Origin of the sequence: Rhizobium beringeri (assembly GCF_004306515.1) — a bacterium.
GTDB lineage: Bacteria > Pseudomonadota > Alphaproteobacteria > Rhizobiales > Rhizobiaceae > Rhizobium > Rhizobium beringeri.
On the sequence record NZ_SILG01000001.1, the window covers coordinates 3,481,384 to 3,500,560 of the forward strand.

General features: G+C 58.8%; 26 protein-coding genes. 10 read left to right on the forward strand and 16 right to left on the reverse strand.

Annotated features, from left to right (window positions below; all coding sequences use genetic code 11):
- Positions 1-8: 8 nt before the first annotated feature.
- The 10 genes from ELH03_RS17465 to ELH03_RS17505 form a co-directional block, all read right to left on the reverse strand.
- Positions 9-572 (reverse strand): hypothetical protein, encoded by a 564-nt coding sequence (locus tag ELH03_RS17465; protein ID WP_130806736.1) that lies wholly within the window; start codon positions 570-572, stop codon positions 9-11.
- Positions 573-632: 60 nt separating this feature from the next.
- The gene (locus ELH03_RS37460; protein WP_165422103.1) at positions 633-797 is read right to left on the reverse strand and encodes a hypothetical protein; all 165 of its coding nucleotides are present in this window, start codon (positions 795-797) and stop codon (positions 633-635) included.
- A gap of 10 nt (positions 798-807) precedes the next feature.
- Positions 808-1,593: a hypothetical protein gene (locus ELH03_RS17470; RefSeq protein WP_130806737.1), complete on the reverse strand. Its 786-nt coding sequence runs from the start codon at positions 1,591-1,593 to the stop codon at positions 808-810.
- 22 nt (positions 1,594-1,615) lie between these two features.
- Positions 1,616-2,590 carry a phage major capsid protein gene (locus ELH03_RS17475; protein WP_130806739.1) on the reverse strand — a complete coding sequence of 325 codons (975 nt, stop codon included), beginning with the start codon at positions 2,588-2,590 and terminating at the stop codon, positions 1,616-1,618.
- Between the two features lie 16 nt (positions 2,591-2,606).
- Positions 2,607-3,677, reverse strand: a complete 1,071-nt coding sequence (locus ELH03_RS17480; RefSeq protein WP_130806741.1) for a hypothetical protein — start codon at positions 3,675-3,677, stop codon at positions 2,607-2,609.
- 35 nt (positions 3,678-3,712) lie between these two features.
- Positions 3,713-4,024, reverse strand: a complete 312-nt coding sequence (locus ELH03_RS17485) for a hypothetical protein (protein WP_130806743.1) — start codon at positions 4,022-4,024, stop codon at positions 3,713-3,715.
- Between the two features lie 11 nt (positions 4,025-4,035).
- Complete coding sequence (locus tag ELH03_RS17490) at positions 4,036-6,105, reverse strand: hypothetical protein (protein ID WP_130806745.1); 2,070 nt, start codon at positions 6,103-6,105, stop codon at positions 4,036-4,038.
- Positions 6,105-7,676, reverse strand: coding sequence for a terminase large subunit (locus ELH03_RS17495; RefSeq protein ID WP_130806747.1), 1,572 nt, complete (start codon positions 7,674-7,676; stop codon positions 6,105-6,107). The genes ELH03_RS17490 and ELH03_RS17495 overlap by 1 nt, the downstream gene beginning before the upstream one ends.
- Positions 7,642-8,115 (reverse strand): terminase small subunit-like protein, encoded by a 474-nt coding sequence (locus ELH03_RS17500; protein WP_130806748.1) that lies wholly within the window; start codon positions 8,113-8,115, stop codon positions 7,642-7,644. The genes ELH03_RS17495 and ELH03_RS17500 overlap by 35 nt, the downstream gene beginning before the upstream one ends.
- A 114-nt stretch (positions 8,116-8,229) precedes the next feature.
- Positions 8,230-8,466 carry a spike base protein, RCAP_Rcc01079 family gene (locus ELH03_RS17505; RefSeq protein ID WP_130749698.1) on the reverse strand — a complete coding sequence of 79 codons (237 nt, stop codon included), beginning with the start codon at positions 8,464-8,466 and terminating at the stop codon, positions 8,230-8,232.
- 91 nt (positions 8,467-8,557) lie between these two features.
- On the opposite strand from ELH03_RS17505, the gene ELH03_RS17510 reads away from it, so the two are divergent.
- Positions 8,558-9,043: a hypothetical protein gene (locus tag ELH03_RS17510; RefSeq protein WP_130806750.1), complete on the forward strand. Its 486-nt coding sequence runs from the start codon at positions 8,558-8,560 to the stop codon at positions 9,041-9,043.
- Positions 9,044-9,072: 29 nt separating this feature from the next.
- On the opposite strand, the gene ELH03_RS17515 is transcribed toward ELH03_RS17510, so the two are convergent.
- The gene (locus ELH03_RS17515; protein ID WP_130806752.1) at positions 9,073-9,864 is read right to left on the reverse strand and encodes a hypothetical protein; all 792 of its coding nucleotides are present in this window, start codon (positions 9,862-9,864) and stop codon (positions 9,073-9,075) included.
- A gap of 211 nt (positions 9,865-10,075) precedes the next feature.
- Here ELH03_RS17515 and ELH03_RS38605 point away from each other — a divergent pair, with 211 nt between their 5' ends.
- A complete protein-coding gene (locus ELH03_RS38605) occupies positions 10,076-10,210 on the forward strand; it encodes a YHYH domain-containing protein (protein ID WP_130806754.1) in 135 nt (44 codons plus the stop codon).
- Positions 10,211-10,485: 275 nt separating this feature from the next.
- Here ELH03_RS38605 and ELH03_RS17525 read toward each other — a convergent pair whose 3' ends face one another.
- The gene (locus ELH03_RS17525) at positions 10,486-11,034 is read right to left on the reverse strand and encodes a hypothetical protein (protein WP_130806756.1); all 549 of its coding nucleotides are present in this window, start codon (positions 11,032-11,034) and stop codon (positions 10,486-10,488) included.
- Between the two features lie 20 nt (positions 11,035-11,054).
- Positions 11,055-12,638 (reverse strand): bifunctional DNA primase/helicase, encoded by a 1,584-nt coding sequence (locus tag ELH03_RS17530; RefSeq protein WP_245511844.1) that lies wholly within the window; start codon positions 12,636-12,638, stop codon positions 11,055-11,057.
- On the opposite strand from ELH03_RS17530, the gene ELH03_RS37465 reads away from it, so the two are divergent.
- Positions 12,628-12,858, forward strand: coding sequence for a hypothetical protein (locus tag ELH03_RS37465; protein ID WP_165447334.1), 231 nt, complete (start codon positions 12,628-12,630; stop codon positions 12,856-12,858). The genes ELH03_RS17530 and ELH03_RS37465 overlap by 11 nt on opposite strands.
- Here the strand turns inward: ELH03_RS37465 and ELH03_RS17535 are convergent.
- Together ELH03_RS17535 and ELH03_RS17540 are read right to left on the reverse strand one after the other, a co-directional pair.
- On the reverse strand, positions 12,831-13,604 hold the full coding sequence (locus ELH03_RS17535; RefSeq protein ID WP_130806758.1) for a DUF1376 domain-containing protein: 774 nt from the start codon (positions 13,602-13,604) through the stop codon (positions 12,831-12,833). The two genes, ELH03_RS37465 and ELH03_RS17535, sit on opposite strands and share 28 nt — an antisense overlap.
- A gap of 225 nt (positions 13,605-13,829) precedes the next feature.
- On the reverse strand, positions 13,830-14,168 hold the full coding sequence (locus ELH03_RS17540) for a hypothetical protein (RefSeq protein WP_130806760.1): 339 nt from the start codon (positions 14,166-14,168) through the stop codon (positions 13,830-13,832).
- Positions 14,169-14,219: 51 nt separating this feature from the next.
- Here ELH03_RS17540 and ELH03_RS17545 point away from each other — a divergent pair, with 51 nt between their 5' ends.
- Positions 14,220-14,864 carry a S24 family peptidase gene (locus ELH03_RS17545; protein WP_130806762.1) on the forward strand — a complete coding sequence of 215 codons (645 nt, stop codon included), beginning with the start codon at positions 14,220-14,222 and terminating at the stop codon, positions 14,862-14,864.
- Positions 14,865-15,001: 137 nt separating this feature from the next.
- Here the strand turns inward: ELH03_RS17545 and ELH03_RS17550 are convergent, their stop codons facing one another.
- Positions 15,002-15,361 (reverse strand): Arc family DNA-binding protein, encoded by a 360-nt coding sequence (locus ELH03_RS17550; RefSeq protein WP_197730643.1) that lies wholly within the window; start codon positions 15,359-15,361, stop codon positions 15,002-15,004.
- Between the two features lie 138 nt (positions 15,362-15,499).
- On the opposite strand from ELH03_RS17550, the gene ELH03_RS17555 reads away from it, so the two are divergent.
- The 6 genes from ELH03_RS17555 (at position 15,500) to ELH03_RS17580 (ending at position 19,109) form a co-directional block, all read left to right on the forward strand.
- A complete protein-coding gene (locus tag ELH03_RS17555; protein WP_130806799.1) occupies positions 15,500-15,649 on the forward strand; it encodes an Arc family DNA-binding protein in 150 nt (49 codons plus the stop codon).
- A gap of 100 nt (positions 15,650-15,749) precedes the next feature.
- The gene (locus ELH03_RS17560) at positions 15,750-16,079 is read left to right on the forward strand and encodes a hypothetical protein (protein WP_130806764.1); all 330 of its coding nucleotides are present in this window, start codon (positions 15,750-15,752) and stop codon (positions 16,077-16,079) included.
- Positions 16,080-16,134: 55 nt separating this feature from the next.
- Entirely contained in the window at positions 16,135-16,443 is a 309-nt protein-coding gene (locus tag ELH03_RS17565; RefSeq protein ID WP_130806766.1) for a hypothetical protein, read from the forward strand.
- On the forward strand, positions 16,440-16,703 hold the full coding sequence (locus tag ELH03_RS17570) for a hypothetical protein (RefSeq protein WP_130806768.1): 264 nt from the start codon (positions 16,440-16,442) through the stop codon (positions 16,701-16,703). The genes ELH03_RS17565 and ELH03_RS17570 overlap by 4 nt, the downstream gene beginning before the upstream one ends.
- Positions 16,696-17,358 carry a hypothetical protein gene (locus ELH03_RS17575; RefSeq protein ID WP_130806770.1) on the forward strand — a complete coding sequence of 221 codons (663 nt, stop codon included), beginning with the start codon at positions 16,696-16,698 and terminating at the stop codon, positions 17,356-17,358. Before ELH03_RS17570 ends, ELH03_RS17575 begins: the two co-directional genes overlap by 8 nt.
- Before the next feature lie 128 nt (positions 17,359-17,486).
- Complete coding sequence (locus ELH03_RS17580) at positions 17,487-19,109, forward strand: recombinase family protein (RefSeq protein WP_130806771.1); 1,623 nt, start codon at positions 17,487-17,489, stop codon at positions 19,107-19,109.
- Positions 19,110-19,177: the final 68 nt, after the last annotated feature.

Below are 19,177 nucleotides of genomic sequence, written 5' to 3' on the forward strand. Positions count from 1 at the left end.
TCTCCGGCTTAGGCAGCTGCGCGGCCGCGGCCACCCTGGCGTTCTTTTTCCATCGCCTCGAAGCGCGAGGCCATGTCCTTCATCTGATCCTGCAGGCGGCCGACTTCGTCCTTGAGACGCTCGTTCTCAGCGGCAAAGGCCGAAGCGGCTCGCGAGTCCTGCGCGGATGCAAGATAGCCCTGCGCCGCGGCGACCAGTTCGTTCGCGCCCATACCGATCTTCTGCTTGGCGGTGTCCGAGAGCGCGGCAAGCTGCTCAACGGTATAGATGTTGATCGCTTCCAGTTCCTTGATCTGGCTGGGCTTCAGGAAGGCCCATTGCGCCAGTGGAGTGCCGACAAGCTGCTCGCGAGCCTCTGCGCCCTCCTTGAACCGCTTATAGGCGTCAGAAAAGCGGAGTTTGTCGTTCTCCGTTACCTCGCGGTAGACTTCGGTGTGCTTGTCGCCGGCGATGAAGATGCGCACAAATTCCCTATCGGCGAAGATCGGGCGCCCTTCCTTCTCCGTCAGAAAGCTCTGCTCGACCGGTTCGAGGCTGAAGGAGGCATAAATTCCGGTGTTGCTGTCGGCCATGGTGCTGTCTCGCTGTTGATGGCGGGGAAAGGAAACGGGCGCCGGAGCGCCCGCCGTTTATCACTTGCTGGTGTCGGTCGACTTTGCGGGAGCTGCCTTCTTGGCGGCCGGCGGCTCGACCTTCTCGGCGATCATCAGAATGAGTTCCTCAATCACCGGGGAGATGTCGCGGCCGGCCTCGCGGTCGGCGGCGATTTTCTTGTGAAGATCATCCTTCAGGGACATGACAGCCTCCTTAGTTCACCTTCGACAGGAAGGGACGCATCAGCGTTGCTTCGAGCACGCCCGTTGCGGTGATGGTGATCCCTGTACCGTTCGCCGTGGCGTTGGCCGAGAGCGTGATGCTCTGGATGACGTTGTTCGGCGTGTAGGTGATGCCGCTGATAGTCGTGCCGCCGGGGATACCGGTGCCAGAGACAGCCGCACCGATGAACGGGCCTGCATTCGCGCTGAGACCGCCCAAGCTCGTCAGAACAGCCGAACCGTTTACAGTGGTTGCCGTAAACGTCTGATTGGCCGCCGCGAAATTGACGTTCGCGATAGCCTTGGTAGTTGCCGTGGCAGAGGCCGGAGCATTTGCGAGGCCTGCTGTCGTTGTGGTTTCGGCAACCACAAGGGCTGCGGTCGCCGTGGAGATCAGAGCCGGAGCCTGGCCATTGCGCTGCAGCCAGATGTAGTAAGTGCCAGCGGCGAGCGTGATGGCACCGATCGGGCCACCCGTGATGGTCGGGGGCTGGGCAGCACCCGAGAAGACGCCGCAACGCTGGCCGACGACGGCAGCCGCCGTGGTCAGCAGCGAGGCGACATAATCCTTGGTCCACTGGAACCACTGGCCAGGCTGAAGGGTGGTCTGCGAGGCCAGCACGAGCTGGCAATAGACCCATTCGGATTCGCGGTCCCCGCCGGCGACGGCGCCGAGGGAGAAGTTCGGGCCCGGAATACCGGAGCCGGAAACGATCGGGCCTTCGACGACGAACGGGTTCGCGCCAAGACGATCGGACTGGATTGTTGCGACCGACATTTGCTTTTCCTTTCGTTGACGATCAGGCGAACAACACGCCCTGCAGGAAGGCGTTGTTCATGGTGAGGTTGCCGGCGAAGCCCATGAGCTGCACGAAGGCGTCCTGGTTGGTGTTCATGCGCTCGTCGCCGATCGGAGCCATGTCGCGGTCGCGGTGCGGGCGGTAGAACAGATACTTGGTGTTCAGGAAGAACATCTGGTTGAGAGGCGCACCGCCGCCGAAGCCGCCATCGAAGATCACGTCGGCGCCCATGTACTGGAGCGACTGGAAGCCGGCCATGCCCTTGTCCGCCGAGGTGATGCGCTGGATTGCCTGCAGCGATTCCCAGTAGAGGCGGAAGAAGTTGTTGTCGGCGACAACAAGATCAGGCGCGTCGGAGCCGCGAACGCAGGACATGTAGAGCCGGTTCATGTAGCTCTGGATGTTGGCGTTCGAGGCGGCGGCACCACCGTCGGCCGAGGCCGAGAATTTCTGGTTGCGCCAGAAACCCCAGGTGGCGCGCGAAATGCCGCCGACGGTGCCAGACGTCGGAGAGGTCGAGACCAAGAGCTGCAGGCCGCCGATCTGACGCCCGCCATCGGCCGTGCCATCGGAATAGCAGTCGAGCGCGATGTTGTTCTTCAGCGTGGTTTCGGCGTTCTCGATGCGCTGCTCAAGCAGATCGAGGATCGCATCCTCGCCTGAGTTCTGCAGCTGTTCGAGGCCGGACATCGAGACGGCGACCGCGGCCTGCTTGAGGTCGTATTCGGCAGCCGTGATGACGTCGGAGGGCTGGACGTTGAGGATATCGTAGCCGGAATAGCGCTTGAAGGTGCTGTTTTCCTGGTACTGCAGTTCCTGAACGATGGTGCGGCCGCCGGAGATGGGCTTCTTGCGGCCGCGGCTGTTGAGACGAGAGAGAAGACCATTGTTCTTCGTCACGTCATCGGCGACCGTGCCGCTGCGGTTGCGCAGCGTCGTGGTCACGATTTCAGAGAGATTTGGCGAGATTGCCATGGATCACTTCCTTTGATCACACCTGACCGCGCGCAGCGTGCATAGCGCTGCGAAGCGAGTCGCGGATGGAGGTTGGTTGGTCGGCCGCCACGCCACGGGTCGGACCCGGTGCCGATGAGCCGGAGATGGAGCGAGATGCCTTGCGGGCTTGATCGGCCGCGGCGGCTCTCTGTGCATTCGGATCGATCGCGGGCTGCGCAGTCTGGCTGATCAACTGCTGACGAATGTCCGGACGCATCCAGCATGCGGCGTCGTAGGCGTCCTTGAGGTTCACTGCTCGCCCTGCGCTGATGAGGGCGATCATGTCGTCGAGAACGGCTTCGGCGTGCACGTTTGCTGGGTCGGAAATGAAGGCATTGACCTGAGTTTCAGTGTCTCGCTTCCGAAGTACCTGTTCAACAGTGGCCTCGACGTTGACGGGCTGAGGGCGCGGCTGTTGCTGTGCCTGCCGCGGCTGGCGCTGCAGGATTTGTTCCGTCTGACCATTGACGAGGGCTGAGAGGTTTACTCCGGCCATCTTGGCGACGTGAATAACTGTGTTGACGGGATCGCGGATAAGCGACTGTTCCCAGTCGATCGCCTTTCGCATGACATCGGCATGTGTCGTGCCGGCCTGCCTTACGATAGGCGTGAACTCCTCGAGCCCCTTGTAGTCCTGGAGAACACGGAAGCCGTTATCGACCTCCTGCTCTCTCTTCGAAATGGCTGCCTGCACCTCGGGTGGAAGCGCTCCGAACTGGGCCTTTGCCTCTGGCGCCCAGCCAGGCGGGACGCGGTGCGTGGTCGGGGTCTGCTGCTCTGCCGCCTGGGCTGGTGCCTGGGTAGCTTGCTGGGCTGCTGGAGCAGCGCCGCCGGCTGCGGCCGTCTTGTCTGCCGCTGCCTGTGGGGAGGCTGTATTCTTGTCTGCCTCCTTCGGGGCAAAGCGACCGTGTTCGTCGCGCTGTCGATCCGGGCTGCTGGACGCCGAGACGTTACCGTCAGCGCTGTCGATCGCAGCTCTGAGGCTGTCGCGGATGCTGATCGGCTTTTCGGCGGACGTGCCGAGGTCTTCGCTGCCGTTGCCGGCCTCGTTAATCAGGTCTTCCATGTCGGATGTTTCCTATTTCGGGGATTGATGCCCGTTCAGGCGTTGTATTCGGCGTGAACTCGCCGCAGTTCGTTCCGGATCGCCTTTCGATCCGTCTTCGGCGTCTCGATCGGCTGAGGCTTTTCATTGCCGATCTCGACCACGCCGGCCGCCCGGTAGGCGGAACGCAGCTTGGCCTTCGAAGTGTAATGCTGGCCGTCATGCATCGACTGGATATCGATGCTGTCGCTGACGAAATGCGGCGCCGGCAGATCCGACTGCGCAAGGTTCTGAACCGGCATGCAGTTGTGCGGCCATTTGTCGAGCTGGTGCCAGCCGCCGCAGACGCGGCAGTATCGTTCTCTCATGCTTCCCTCGTTCACTGGTAGGCTGGCGGCTGCTGCTGGAACTGCTGGAGTGCCTGCGCCGCCATGTCGCTGCGCGCCTGCTCCACCGTGGTCTGGTGCTCGATTTGCGCTTGGGCCACGCTGAGCTGGGCCTTCTTTTCCTCGGCGCCGGCCTTCACCTGTGCCGCCTTCAGATTGATCATCTGCTCGGGCGTGGGCTCCGGCGGAGGCTTGGGAGCGGTCGCGGATTGCGATAGCTGCGCACCTACCTGCTCCAGTGTGTTTTCGAGCTGGCGCCCTGCCCTGAAGCCGCGCGCGGCAAACAGCAGCGTCTCGACCATCACAGGCACCAGCACCGGCGTCTGCTGCGCTATTACGCCGGCCTGCTGCATGAAGCTGCCGACCATCTGCACGAATTCCATGCGGCGTTGCTTCTCCGCATCCTCGTCCGGCTCGATCGTCGAATCCGTCTCGATGTCGATCCGGAAGCCGCGCACACTGTCATTGCGGAGCAGTTGCACGACTTCGTCGATTGTCGGCTGCTCCATCATCTTCTGCATTTCAGGCGGCAACTGGGGAGGCTGCGGCGGTGGCGCCGGCTGACCCATCTGCTGAGCGCGCATTGCTGCCTGCTGCTGCGCCATCTGCTGCTGTTGCATCTGCATCTCGACCTGCTGCTTCTGCGCTGCGGTCGGGAGCTGGATACCGCTGACGAGCATCAACGTCTCCGGCTGGAACTGATCGCAGATGATCTCGCCGGCGAGGTTGACGATATCGCGCGCAAACCGTGCGAGTTCGGCCTGGCGGTCGCGAATGCGGATAGAACCCCACTGGCTTTTGATCCGCTGCGCCGTAGCCGTCTCCGACGCCTGGGTATCGCCCCGCACGATGTCCGAGATACCGGTGATCTGGTAGACATCCTCGACCAACTGCTTGCGCACCTCGATGCAAGCCACGATGACCTTCTGAACCTGATCGATTGGGAGCGTCACGATAGCGTTCGATCCGCCCTTATCGGTGAACGCGGCCCACTCAGGGATCGGCACCATCACCGTGTCATTGTCAGGCCGCATGGCCTTTTCGATGGCCGGGGATACCGAGCCATCACCGGACGGATAGAACACCTTCAGGCGGAGCTGATCGGTCAGCTTGTTGATGCGCTTCGTCAGAACGTCGATTTCGTCGCATTGGCCCTGGTAATAGACGTAGTCAGGCACCGGGATAAGCGAGCTGGTCGACAGTGTTCCGAATGCCGGCCGCGGGCACGGAAAGAAGCGCGCCAACTTCAGCGGCGGCTCCGATACCTCCAGAGCCACGGGCGAACCCTCGGCGATCCAGACGGTATAATTCTCGCTCTTGCACCAGATTTCCCAGACGTACGTCTTACCCTCGTTCTGAGCGCGTTCGGTCTGGTTGGTCCCGTGATTGGAGCCGGCGCCGTTTGCGGCGAGGCTTGCTCGTCCCTCTGGAAAGCGCTTGTCGAATTCCTCGTCTGTCATGGGCACGCGGCGCGCCACCCACGTTACATCCTTCCAGCGGCGAGCAGGCGAATGCAGGAAGTCCGACCAGTGGACGTAATCCATGCAGACCCGTTCATCGGTGATCTGTTCGGCTGGCGAGCCGCCGATATCCGCACCTGGAGCATTCGAAGGTTCTACGCCTATATCGAGCGGCTCGAAATCCGCTTCATACCGCAGCCACACCGTGCCGCGAGCGCAGAGCAGGAAGTCGTCGCGCACCGCCCGCATGAGGGAATCGAGATCCGCGTCATCCGCGGCGAACGCAAGATTGCGCTCGACCAGTTCCGACGCCATGCGCGCTACCGGCTGTGAATCCTTGAACCTACGCTCGACGACCGGCTGCGGCAACCGTGCATAAACCGCCGGCTGCAGAACTGAGACGTTCGCCCAAAGCATCGGGAACCGACGTTTCGCGCTCTGTTGGTCCGCCTGCTGCAGGTAGATCTTCTCAATCTTCGTGCAGCGATCCACCCATGACTTGAAATACCGCTGCCCGCGCTCAAGCTCCTGCTGCCAGTGCGCGCCGACCTTTGCCAAGTCGTACTGTTCACCGGCCGGCAATGTTGCGGCTTCGTCATCCATCAAACTTGCTCGCTATAGGTCGGTGTGGAGTTGACGAAATCGTTGAACGTCATGGTCTGGAACGTCGGTAGAGGTTTCGGTTGTGGCTTCAGCGGCTCCGCGGCCAGGCCCGTGAAGATGATCGCAAGGCCACCGAAAGCGTCGGCGCCGTGCGAAGCCCAATTGTGCAGGGGTACGTCGCGGAAAACGCTCAGATCCTCATCCCATTCTTTTCGGTAGTTCCTCAGGCACTTGATGCCTTGAGTGCATCCAGCCTGGTCGAACTCGATCTTTGCCAGAATTCGCCTGGTGCCGTTGATGCGGTCGTGAACATAGGCGCGCTCGATCTTGCGGACCGTTCCCAGGTTTCTCGCCTTGACCTCCGCAAGCATCACCTCGATGCGTGTTAGGCCGCCGCGGGTCCACTCCCTGACGCGGATGTCGTGCGGCATGTTGTGGACGCCATAGACATAGCCATGCTCGGCGCCGCGCCGCTCCAGCTCGTCGAGCATGCCGTCCATGCCGGTGCCGGTGTGCTCGAAATAACCGATCATTCGGACCCGGCTCGGCAGCACCTGGAACAGCCAGACGCTATTCGTGTCATCCATGCCAATGTCGGATATCGTGTGGACAGGGTAGCCGGCCACATGCGGATAGATGCCTATGCGGTCCTCGGCATCGGCCACCGCCATCTGATCCGAATAGTATGCGCCCTCAACGCTGGCTTCGAACGCTTCCGCCGGCGATGACGGATATTCACGCTTCATGTCGCCAAGCTGCGTTTCCGCTTTCTTGACGTACCAAGCCTTTTGGCGGTCCGTCAGTTCGATGCCTTGATCGGCCAGAGTGCGAAAGTACTTCGCGAACGCTTCGGTGATGATGACGCCCTCGGGCGCGATCGAATACTGCGGTTCCTTCCACCATGGGAAGAAATGGAATTTGAAGTCGAGCTCCGTCAGCTTCGACGATTGACGCTGCTTGACCTGGGCGTCTTCGCAGAGAGTGTAGAAATGACCTTCCTGCCCTTCTGCAGTGCTCTCGACGAAAACGAGCTGGCCGGCCTGCACTGTGTTCAGCGCACCCGTCCTGACTTCCCTCGCCTTGTCCGGGTACTTGGCGCAGAGCTTCCCGTACTCTGAGATATGAAGGTACTGCAGCGTGCCCGACCGCAGCGAGGTGCCTACGCGGATGCTAGAGTTATTCCCCAACAACAGTTCCGTCTGGTTATCCCTCACGATCGGGATCGCATCGCGGATACCCTCGGGCAGGTTGTCGTAAGGGTATTTCACCTTGTCTCGAAAGATGGTCTGCGCATCGCCCAAGGTGTGAGCAATCGTGCCCGCGCGAATGTCTCGATTGAAAACGCACGCGTCGAGCATGAAGATCTGGATAAACGTGGTCAGCCCGAGCTGGCGCGCCTTCAGCAGCACATTCAGATAGTGCATCTGCTCAAAGAACGTCATCTGAGCCCAGTTCATTTCGAACCGGACCCGTTTGCCTTCCTTGTCCGTGATCCAGTAGAGATTATTCAGACGCCAGCGCCAGTCCGAAAACTGATCAACTGCCGCTTGGAAGTCCGCGGGTCTTGCCATTGATAGCTTCCAGCAGCTGCGACACCTCGCCGGTCACGCCGTGTTCCAGCTCGACCTTGGCGCCATACTTTTTCGGCTTCAGCTTCTCGGCAATCCATTGCCGGGTTCCGATGCGGAGTTGCGAGCGCCTGATGGCTTCCCCGTTCTCCTGCCAGCCGGTCGTTTCACCGTCGGCGTTCTTCTTTTCCATCCAGTCGTTCGTGCCGTCGTCGGCAATCTCGACCATCTCGTCGACGAAGCCGTCGGCCTGGATTTCGCGCGCCTGCGCATACTTGGTCCGAAAAGCGTTCTTGTCGTCATCAGCCAGCCAAGCAAGCACTGTCGACTTTGCCGGCATGGCCTCATCCCTGCAGATCGATCGAAGGCTTTCGCCATCAGCGATGCGCTCACAGATGATGTCAGCAAGTGCCGTGGTGTACTTCGTCGGTCTGCCTGTCATGGTCCCCTGCCTTCTGATCGGCTGGATGCGTGGTGTTAAAGATGGGCTGCGATACCTTGGCGGCGCTACCCTGTATCCCGATCTCGTTCAGCGGGACGTTCTTGCCGCTGTCCATCAGAACAACGCGATGATGTTGGAAGCCGTGGTTCCGGTCAGCGCCACAATGGCCGCATGAACCGGGAGGATTGTTCCGGCCGGCACGCTCTTGAAGATGACAGGATCCATGTCCCGACGCGGCGCAATGGCAACATCGCCCGCCGTGCCGATATAAAGCGCGCGTGCACCGACAATGGCGGTATCGTTCGGGGTTACTGCGGTCGCTCGAGAAGCGGGAGCGATTGAGGGGTCCATTTTGGCACTCCGTCAGTATTGGTAAGGACTCGACTTTTAGTTGAAACAGTGTCTGTAATTATGTGCAGGGGAACTAGGAGGGGATCATTCGATGAACAATCAGTTTGTTTTTTTCGCAAGTAGCATTTGCCTTGCTGCGGGATCAGCGTTCTGTTTTATGCCCGCCGCGAGATATTGGCGTCAGATAGCCGTCGGGGGGTTCGGAGGAATCCTGGTCGTCATGGGCGTCGTTTTAATGACGACGTTCAAATGGACGGAGGTTGCAATCAAGATTAGCGGCCTCGAACTCAAAATCGCAGACGCAGAAAAAAGAGCCAATACCGCTCAACTGGCCCTTAGCGAACGGGATGCGTCTCTTGCCGGGGTCGTTGCAGCAGCAAGCAAGGATGGCCAGGCTAAGACCCTAGACGCGTTCTTCACCAAACTCGACAATGATCAGCAACAGCCGGTCACGACCGAATTCGTCGGCAAAGCGAAGCAGGCTTTGGAAGACGCAGGACTAGCTATTGTTCCCGCATCGACCATTCCTGACACCATGGTTTATCAAAAGCCGATAAATCCACCTCAGGGCGGCTAGTGAGTTGACCATAATAGCTGCGTCCATCGTCAATCAGTATCCGGGCGGATTACTTCCGTCACCTCCAGGACCCGATACATTGCCGGCTTCCCGCCTGCAGATCGGACTTCGACGTTAACCTGGAATACGCAATCGAACGGATTCTCATGGATGTCCAAGACGCGCCTTTTGGCTTCTTCAGTAGAGAACTGAAGCTTAACGGGCTTCGGATGAACACTCTCGATAATCCCCCGATCGCCAGATTTGGCCGCTGCTGCATTCTTTACCTGCTCCAGGACCATCAGCTGATCTGTCAGGAATTGAGAAGATGGCAACTGAGGGCCGAGGAAGCGAGATACACCGTTCTGAAGGGCGTTCGCTTCCATCCCGCCAATTTGGAAGTGGTTATGAACGTGAACAATCCCACCTTCCATTACATTCATGTTCATCTGCGAGCCGAAGTCTTTGGCTACCGGCTCAACAAATTGTGCAATGTACGTGGCTTGACGCGTCGTTGGCGCGGAGGCCGGCGCGAGCGTTTCCCGTCCTAAGAAGAAATTCACAAGATCGTTTGTGCTTGCGACGAAGCCGGCGAAGACTTCGGCATGCTCCATTATCCACTGCGCTTGCTGGGCAACCGCGATGAGATCCGCGATCACGCTGCCCGATCTGATTTCCTTCACATAAAGACGAAGGTTATCGGGACGCGGATCTCCCGTTCTGACATTAGCGTAATCCTTGAAGGATTCAGCCAGAGCTGTGAAGCTCGTCGTCAGATCAACGAGTTCAATCGGCTTGGTATTGTTGAATTCGATTCTAAGCATGGGATCATCTAGTTCCATCGGCGCGCCCTCATTTCGCTTAAGGAAAGCGCACAATCTAAGATTTGCCAATAGGAAGAACGCACTTCTGCTCAGAGCGGATTGCTGCTTATCCGCGTCGACCGGGCCGTTTACCTTGTCCACACAAATGAACACTTGTAGTTGAAAACAGCTCGACTGCGATACACGCCCATGCTCTACTGCGCGTGTAAAGGGATGGGGAACTCAACCAATGAAAACCATTAGAATCGCTCTTGCAGCGACCGTAATCGCATTGTCAGCAGCGAGCGCTTTTGCACATGGCGGTGGCCTCGATAAAAATGGCTGCCATACCAACCACAAGACAGGCGACTATCACTGCCACTGAAATCACCTTTAATCCGGCGTGGGGAACGCAATGGGAAATTTCCTGGGGTTTCTGCTCCTGATCGGCATTATGGCCGGCTGGCTGAATCATCTTTACGTCTGCTTTACCGAACAGATGTGGGGATTCCTAATAGCCGGGGCCATCTTCTTCCCAGTGGGAGTGGTCCACGGTTGGGGCCTGTGGCTCGGATTTTGGTGAGCAGCTGCGTGTCCGACTTGCGCAAATCACGACTGTAGATAATCTATACCCGCTTCGTTGTAACGGCGCAAGTAGCGTCAGGCGCTCTTCCGCCTGTCTCCCCGATTTTCATAGCCCCAGTTGCGGGCCATTTCATCGAGCCCATCCTTTAGATAATCTGCAAGCGTTGTGCGCTCCCGATGCGACTTTGCAAGCTCGCCGATCGCATAGCCTTGGCCGGCGACCTTGCTCATGATGTCATAGGCTTTGATGCCGAGGATTTCCCGGCAGCGCTTCAGCTCCTGGCCGGCGCGGATCTGCTGTTCCGTCAGCGGCTCGCGCGAGCCGCCGCCGTCGACCGGCTCGCGGCTGTAGTCGAACGATCCCGCCCCTGCCCCGCCCATGGCCTCATAGAGCGACCTGAAGCGTGTCGCCGCGGCAAGCTGCGCCTCGTTGATCTGCTTCCTGGCAGCAAGCGTGACTATAGCGCTCTCGCGGATATTCATCTGCGCCTGGATCTTCACCGGGTTGGCTCCGACGCCCCGGTGAGCCTTGGAATAGAACGGGTTGTCGATGGTGACCTTTTCGACCTTGATCTTGGGCTTCCATTCCAGTCCGCTCGTCTGCTTCTTGCGCTTTTCAGACATCTTTGTCCCTCGTATCAATTTCAAGATTCGCCGCCGGTAGATCTCTGGCGGTATTGCTGGTGGTCGGCCTGCGCTGCTTTCCAGAGCGGAGCAAAGCCATTCAGAGATCGATAGCCCTCAGTCTCCGGCAGGTATTCCAGCGTCACGTCACCCTTGCGGCCGGACCATGAGAAGCGGGCCTTCTTCACCCAGACCACCGTTTCGTGGAGATCTGGATCGGGGACATCGATGACGACGCCGTGGTCGGGTTTGTTGTACCAGGCTGCCGACCCCTCGATATCGTACAGGGTCGGAGTCCTGGATTCGCCGCCCTTGCCGAGTTCCTTGGTCGGATGTGCGACGACGATCGCCAGCACCCCGTATCTCAGCGCAAACTTACGGATCTGGCGGAGCGCCCGATTTATGTACTGCGTCTCGCTTTCACCCTTCGGCCGGTAATGCTCAACCTCGTTCCATGGATCGATGACCAGAACGCGGATCGAATGCCGCATGACGGCGTCCGCTGCGCGATCGAGAAGCCATTCCAGCGTCATGTCGTCGTCAGCCTCTCCAGTTGGATCGGCATCGATGAAGACGAAGTGCTGCTGAATGAAGACGTCCGCTTCCGCCACGTCGTCGCGCGTCCATTGCTTGGTGCCGAGCCCCGATGCAGCCAGACGGAGCTTGAAGCGCAGCGCCGGCACTGTCGGGATTTCGAACGACGCAACGCCGACGCGCCAGCCGTGTTTGCGGGCGAGGTTGACGCATAGGTTCATGGTCCAGGTGGATTTCCCGTGGCCTGGAATGCCGGTGACAACCATCAGCTCGCCGAGCCAGACCCGGAGATAATCGTCGAGGTCAGGCCATCCTGTCGAATAGGTCACCGGCTCGTCGAGCTCCGGGTAATCCGAGAGCAGATAAATGCCCTTGACGGGGTACGGCTTTGCTTCCGCGATGACGCGAACGACCGCATCCGGTCCATGCCGCATCTTCACGTCGTTCAGGTCTTTGCAGCCCGCCGGATAGGTCAAGAACGAGCATCGAGCGGCGCCGAGGCGCCTGACCAGCTCCGCGGCCAGCCTGCGTCCAGGAGGATCGTTGTCGACCGCCAGAATGAACCGCTTGATGCGCTTGATCCGATGACGGTTGTTGTAGACGAACTCGAATTTCCCTCGGCTGTCGTCGTCGGGAACGGCGTCGTCGAGCTGATCCGGATCTTCCCCATCCCTGACAGGAGGCGCGCCGTCCGGGACGCTGACCGTCGTGTGGAATCCGCAGTCGATCGCCGTCAGTCCGTCGATCTCACCCTCGGTGATGATCAGCGCCTTGTGCCCTTCCTCAAGCGCCGGATCATCCATGCAGTCCGCGTTCCAGAATGTTTTCCGGCCGCCCTTGCGCTGCCAGAACTTCTTGCCTGGCGCCCGGTATTTCTCACCGACGGGCCGGCCGCCGTCGATGAACGGAAAGACGACGATGTTGCCCGCAGCATCCGGTTCGACGGTAGTGCTACCATCAGCGCCGGTGACGGCTTTACCCGTATAGGCTCCGGAAAGAACGGCGACCTGAGGGTCGATCTGCCGGTTTTGGAATGCCAGTGCGCCCGCCGGGCCGAGAATGTTGGTCAAAGAAATCGCCTCCATGGAAGCCGCAATGGTGACAGTTGAACTGGACGCCTTCAGCATCGATCCGGACGGAGAGACAAGGCTCACGCTTGTTGCGCCGGTTCGACGAGCATTTCGGGCAGGTTGTTTTCTGGTTACCGGCGGCGACGCGCCTAAGCTGGATGCCGTTTTCGCGAAGGATCTGATCTATGGTTTTCATATTCGTGGATCAGCCCGCCGTTGACCGCCTCCTCGATCGCGAACCGCTGCGGCAGTGCTGACGCGATCGACCGCCGCTCTTTCTTTTTTCGCCAAAGCCCCGCTGACGGCAGTGAACCACTTCTTGCCCTTGGTGCCCGCCCATTCGTCCAGCGCCCAAAGCTCCGCCTCAAGCGCGACATGCGGGAAGGCTTTCCGCCACTGCTCCAGATTAGCTGCAGTCAACCTGATCGACTGCGCTTCGAAGGCAAAATCCTGAGAAATCGAAGGGGCGACGGCAACAACATCGTCAGATGTTGTTTTATCTTCTATTCCCTTCTCTTCCCTTCCCTTCCCTTCGTGCTCTGTTACAGAGTCAGTGACATTCTCTGTCATAGTGTCTGTCACAGAAGACTGACGTTGAAGTTCTCGCGCCTCCCGAGCTGCCGCAGTGCGCGATTTGTTCATGCGAAGCTTGCCGACAGCCTCTGTGGCAATCTCTATGACAGTGCTGTGCCAGACACGCCCGTCGCGTCGATCCCAGCCCTTGAGGATGTCATCTTTTAGCTCCTCCCACTTTTCCGGCGGGCACATGGCGGCATCGGCCAAAACGTCGTCGTCGTCCTCGATGCTGCCGGCGGGGATTTCATGCCAAGCGCGCATCCAGAGGTTCACCATGTAAAACGCGATTTCCGGATTTCGCTTGCAGCGCAGCCATGCCTTCGACTTGCGAAGGCGCTCGATCTGCAGCGGCATGTATGGCAGCCGTTGCACGTCAAGATCTTCGTTCATCGTGGCGTGATCCTCCTGAGCTACGGGCCTTGTGAGCTGGAAAGATCACGACTTTCCGATCAAGATCGACTGGCGGGGGCGCTGGATCGTTTGTGAAAACGTCAACGAACGCGCGCCAAGCCAAAGCCGCGGCGCGCCCGTCCTGGAAGCTATGGGAGCTATCGGCTCTAATCTTCGCCAGCCGGTAAGTTTCCCAGGTAGCGATTTGCTCTTCGGTCGTCGCCATCAAGCTGGCGCCCGTTCTGGAGATTGGTCCAGCAGCTTTCGAAGACTCACCTCCGCCAGCTTCGCAGTTCGACCGCTATGGGCGAGCCCGCTGCGCCGATCGTGTGCAATCCACGTACCGTCTTCGGTGCAGAGGACATTTAGCCTGTTCGCCTCGGCTTCGTATTCCTCCAGGAAGGCCAGAACCTTTGCGGCCGTCTCAGGCCAGCATCTCCTGCCGTCGCGCAGACGAAGCACGAAGTGAGGATCGTTCAGGGCTCGCAAGCCGATGGTAGTATCCGCGATCGGGACGCGTGCCTGGTAATCGCTGATCAGGTTGAGCAATTCATCTCTGCCCATATGCCGCTCCATTCTGGTCTATAGCCCATTTACCATTAGGCTATAAACCAGATGACGGCAAGGCGCTGTTTGGGCTATAAACCGCAAATGACACAAATTTGGAAAGAGCGACTGGCTAAAGCCCTCGAAGAGAAGGGCCTCAACATGCTGACCGCGTCGAGAATGGCGGGGAAAAGCGACACCTATGTTCGCGATTTGCTAAAGCGCGACAAGGAACCGACCATCGAGAATTTCATCAACCTTGCAAAGGTCGTCGGCAAGCCGGTCTCTTATCTGATAGGCGAGACGGACGAACTGAAGTCAATCATCCCGGTCATGGGGCTGATCGGCGCCGGCGCTGAAGTGATGCCGGACTTTGAGCAGGTGCCCCCGGAAGGACTTGACCAGATTGAGGTTCCCTTTGCGCTTCCAGACGAGATGATCGCTCTTGAGGTCCGCGGCAGCTCGATGCTCCCGGTCTATCGAGACGGCACCGCCATCATAGTTTACCGCCATCAACGCAAACCCCTGGCGAGCTTCTACGGCGAGGATGCGGCAGTTCGAACATCTGACGGCCGGCGCTTTCTGAAAACCATCATGAGGGGCGTCAACGATACCGTGAACCTTTTCTCATGGAACGCTGCCCCCATAGAAGGCGTCCACCTGGAATGGATCGGGGAGATCTTTGCCACAATCCCCAGGTCCTCCCGTCGGTGAAACTCTTACACTGAAAATGTGTCTATAGCCCATTGACATTGTGGGCTATAGACCATTAGCATTGCCTCACCAGTCGATGAGGCAAGCCATGACAGCAACGATGTTCGAGAGCGCAGTTTTGGTAGCTCGCTGTGCTGTCAGTCTTTTTTGTCGGACTTTTCCTTCGTCGCATAGGGATAGAATTTCACAACACCATCCCAAGCCGGGTCGACGGTCCAATGGTGCTTAGTCTTTGCGAAGGCATCGTTCACTGTCGCGATGTAGGCTGCATATCCCTCGTCGTCACTAAATCCAACAAGGGAGTCGAGGAATTCCGCGAGCAGCTTAACGTCCATCGACTTCGGAGGATAAATGGTTTCGAGAGTAGCGACTATCTCAGCGTTCATAGACCGATTGTTTTCATCGGCCACTGCTTTGATGCGATCACGCAAGCCGTCCGGCATGCGCAAAAGAAACTTATCCAACTCGTCATTCGGCGTTTTTGGCGATCTACCCATGATCATCTCCATACTGTCGTTTCGATATAAAGAAAATGATATCGAAACGATATATGTGAGTTGACATTTTTTGATATCGGAACGATATTAACGTTAACGGAGGGTACAGTGAGAGAAAGAAAAAACACCGCCGGGTTGATGGTTCGTCTCCCCGTAGAAATGAAGGCGTTTGTCGCCGATCAGTCGGAGCGAAACGGCAGCTCTCAAAACAGCGAGATCATTCGCTGTATCAGGGAGCGGATGGAAAAGGTCCGGCCGCAGGCGGCTACCGGGACCTCCCCAAACTGAAAACGGCGACCTAACGAGGCTGGAACCTCGATGATCGCCGAATTCGAAAGACTGCCGCCTGGAAGCGGAAATCAACGTCCACACCTTTGGAGATTTGGACATGGGAAGTCATAGCACAAAAAGTGCGACGTCTTCAATCGCCCTTACCGCCCGCAAAATCCACCTGATGGTGGCCGTGGCAGACAGCGCGATCGAACTCGACGCCTACGAAGCGAATGTCGGCACGAAGAAGCAGGTGCTGCGCGAGGCCTACGCCGACTGGAAAGAAACGCACAGCGTCGGTCGCGTCGAGCGAGACAGCGACCAGTGGAAGGCGATGATGAGCGACACCAACGCCGCCTATCAAAACCTCGTCTACGCCAAGAAGAACGAGGCCAACGCGCGCCGCCGTCTCAAGACTGCCGTCCGCAACTTCCGGAACTGCAACTAGCCAGCGACCGGCGCAAATTCGCGCCGATCTCCCAAACATCACTGGAGATACGATCATGCCGAACATGAAAACGGCCGCTGGCGAAGCTATGCCGAAAGTACCGCCTACTGACGCCGAGATCATCGGCGCCTTCAGAAATCTCGAGCACGAGATTTGCTGCCTCAACTATATGGCCGACATCCTTGCCGACCTTCTCGACGATCAACTGGTACCCATGGAGACCAGGGGCAACGAAGCGCTGATGATCATGCTGACCAAACACCAGCTCGAAACTCTGAGCTTTGCCTGGAATGACGTCTCCTTCCGGACGCAGCGAATCCGAGATGCGTTTTACGCCGCCGGTGAAGGGGAGACGATCCGATGAAGCCGACTGCAACCCTAGCACCGGACGAACTCGTCTATGAACTGATCGACCTCGAACACATCCTTGATGCCATCTACGACGTCCTCCACAACATGGAGTACGTGAAGTGCGATGGGAGCCGGAACGTCGAGCTTGATCGCGTTGCGGCCTTGCACCGTATCACCCGCTGCCACGTTGCGCGGATCGCGGATGCAACCCGTCATTTCGATGTTCCCGGCGCCTACGTTCCGGACATCGGCAAGGAGCAGGCCAATGCTTAAGTCTCCGCACCATGCGATCGACCTTTCTTTCATGCGGTTAAAGACCAAAGCGGAACGCGGCGGTGTAGATCATTGGAACGTGGTGACAGCCGGTCCATATTCCGAGCCAAGCAATTACACGCAGGACTACGATACCGGCCGCCGGATTGCTCAAGAACTCCTGAAATACATCGGCAAGCATCCCACCAACGGGAACGCCACCCTGCTTGGCTGCATCACGGTTGACATGATTCAGAAGCAGGTACCGAAGGGTCTGGTTCTCGGATTTATGTCCGCGGTCAATGAGTATGCGATGACCGTTGCTCGCATAGTCGCGGGCAGCACGACTTCAAGCGGCCAGCCGAGTCTTTCGATCACTGAGGCCATCCAAGCCTGGCGCGAAGCCGACAGGAAATTCAGCAACGAAGTGACACTGGATGCCCGCCGCGACCACGACGAACTATGGCAAGCAAAGGAAGACGCTGAGACGGCAATGCTGAAAGAGCCGTGCCGTTCCCTCGACGACATCCGAGCGAAAACAGAAATCGCACTGCGCGACGAAAACGTCTTCGACAGCATCGCCAACTGCACGATCGGCAGCGAACACGCGTTGCGGGTCTTCCTCCGGTCGCTGCTCGGCGAAGAGCCAGGGCCTGTGGATAGCGGGGGGAACTAGCCGATGGCGGCAGAAAGCCCCCTCATCGAACTGGTCAAGGCGCTCGCCAGGAGGCGGGCGCGGCTTGACGCAGTCCCACCAAAGCCCGCTAATGAGAACCTCTCAGAGGAAAAGCAGGCCACAAAACAATGAAACGCGCGGTGATCTACGCTCGCTACTCGACCGACTTGCAAAACGACAAGTCGGTCGAGGATCAATTCAGCCTGTGTCGTGACTTCGCGGCGCGGCTGGGCGCCGACGTGGTAAAACAGTTCTCCGACCGGGCGAAGTCGGGCGCGTCGATGTTCGGACGGCCCGGCCTTGCCGATATGATGACTGCCGCCGAGCGTGGCGACTTCGAAATTCTCATCACCGAATCCACCGACCGCGTATCACGCGATATCGCCGACCTGGCGCATGTCCACAAGGTGCTGAAGTTTCGCAACATCGAAATGCAATGCGTCAACGGCGGCCTCATGGATACCGTTCAGATCGGCATGTACGGCATCGTCGGGCAGATGCAGCGCGAAGAAGGTGCCCGCAAGGTGAAGCGTGGCATGACGGGCGTTGTTCGCTCCGGCCGCAACGCCGGCGGAAAGGCCTACGGATACCGGCCGGTGACCGGGAGAAAGGGCGAGCTGGAAATTGTCGAGCACGAAGCCAATGTCGTTCGCCGGGTTTTCGACATGTACGTCGCCGGCATATCGCCGCGCTCCATCGCCTCTACGTTGAACCACGACGCTGTACCGGCTCCCCGCGGCAAGCAATGGAATGCCTCAACAATTCACGGGAACGATCGACGTGGCAATGGCATCCTGCGAAATCCCCTCTACGTGGGAAAGCTCGTCTGGAATCGTGTTCAGATGGTCAAAGATCCGTCCACCGGCAAACGGGTTTCCCGCGCCAACGACGAAGACAAGGTCGAGACGATCGACGCCCCTCATCTTCGCATCGTCGACGAAGAGTTATTCCAGGCTGCCAGGGATCGTCTTGCTGCGCGGGGTGGCTCTCACGCCCATCACGCGCCAAGGAATAAGCGGCTGCTTTCCGGACTTTTGAAATGCGGTGCATGTGGCGGAGGTCTTGCGACCGTCGGTTCCGATCGCAGCGGCCCGCGCGTCATGTGCAGCACTTATCGCGAATCCCACAGTTGCTCGAACTACGGGAAATATTACGTCGAGAAGATCGAGCGCGACGTCGTCGACCGGTTGCAAAGAATATTCGCTGATACCTCCTACATCGACGCCTACGTCGAGGAATACAGAGCCGAGAGCAAACGGATCGCGACCGACCGGCGGAGCAATCGCGGCGCCAAGGAAAGCGCGCTGGAGAATGTGCAGAGGCAGATCGAGCGCGTGATCGAGCAGGTATCAAAGGGGACGATCGAGGAGGAGGATGTGCTGGCGATCCTCCCCGGCTTAAAAGCCAAGCGAGCCGCGTTGAGAACTGAGCTCGATGCCGAGCACCCGCCTGCCAACGTTATCGAGATCAAGCCAAGAGCGGTCACGAAATTCAAGGAGGATTTGGAAAGCCTCGCGAAGATCCTGGAGGATCGGGCAGCCGAGCCGACGCTGGCAATGGGAACGGCCTTCCGAGAAGTTGTTTCGGGCGTGATAGTTCACCCCCGTATCCCAGGGGAGCCGTATAGCTATGAAATCAAGGGGCTTCTGGCTGGAATCGCCGGACCGGAATTGTCGGCTGTATTGTTGGTAGCGGAGGAGGGATTTGAACCCCCGACACAAGGATTGCCGCCGCATCAAACGCAAGCATAGTAGTGCAGTTCAGCGACGTCGCCGGCCGCGATGATCTCGGTGAGTGGGACAACGCGGCCTTCCAGTTC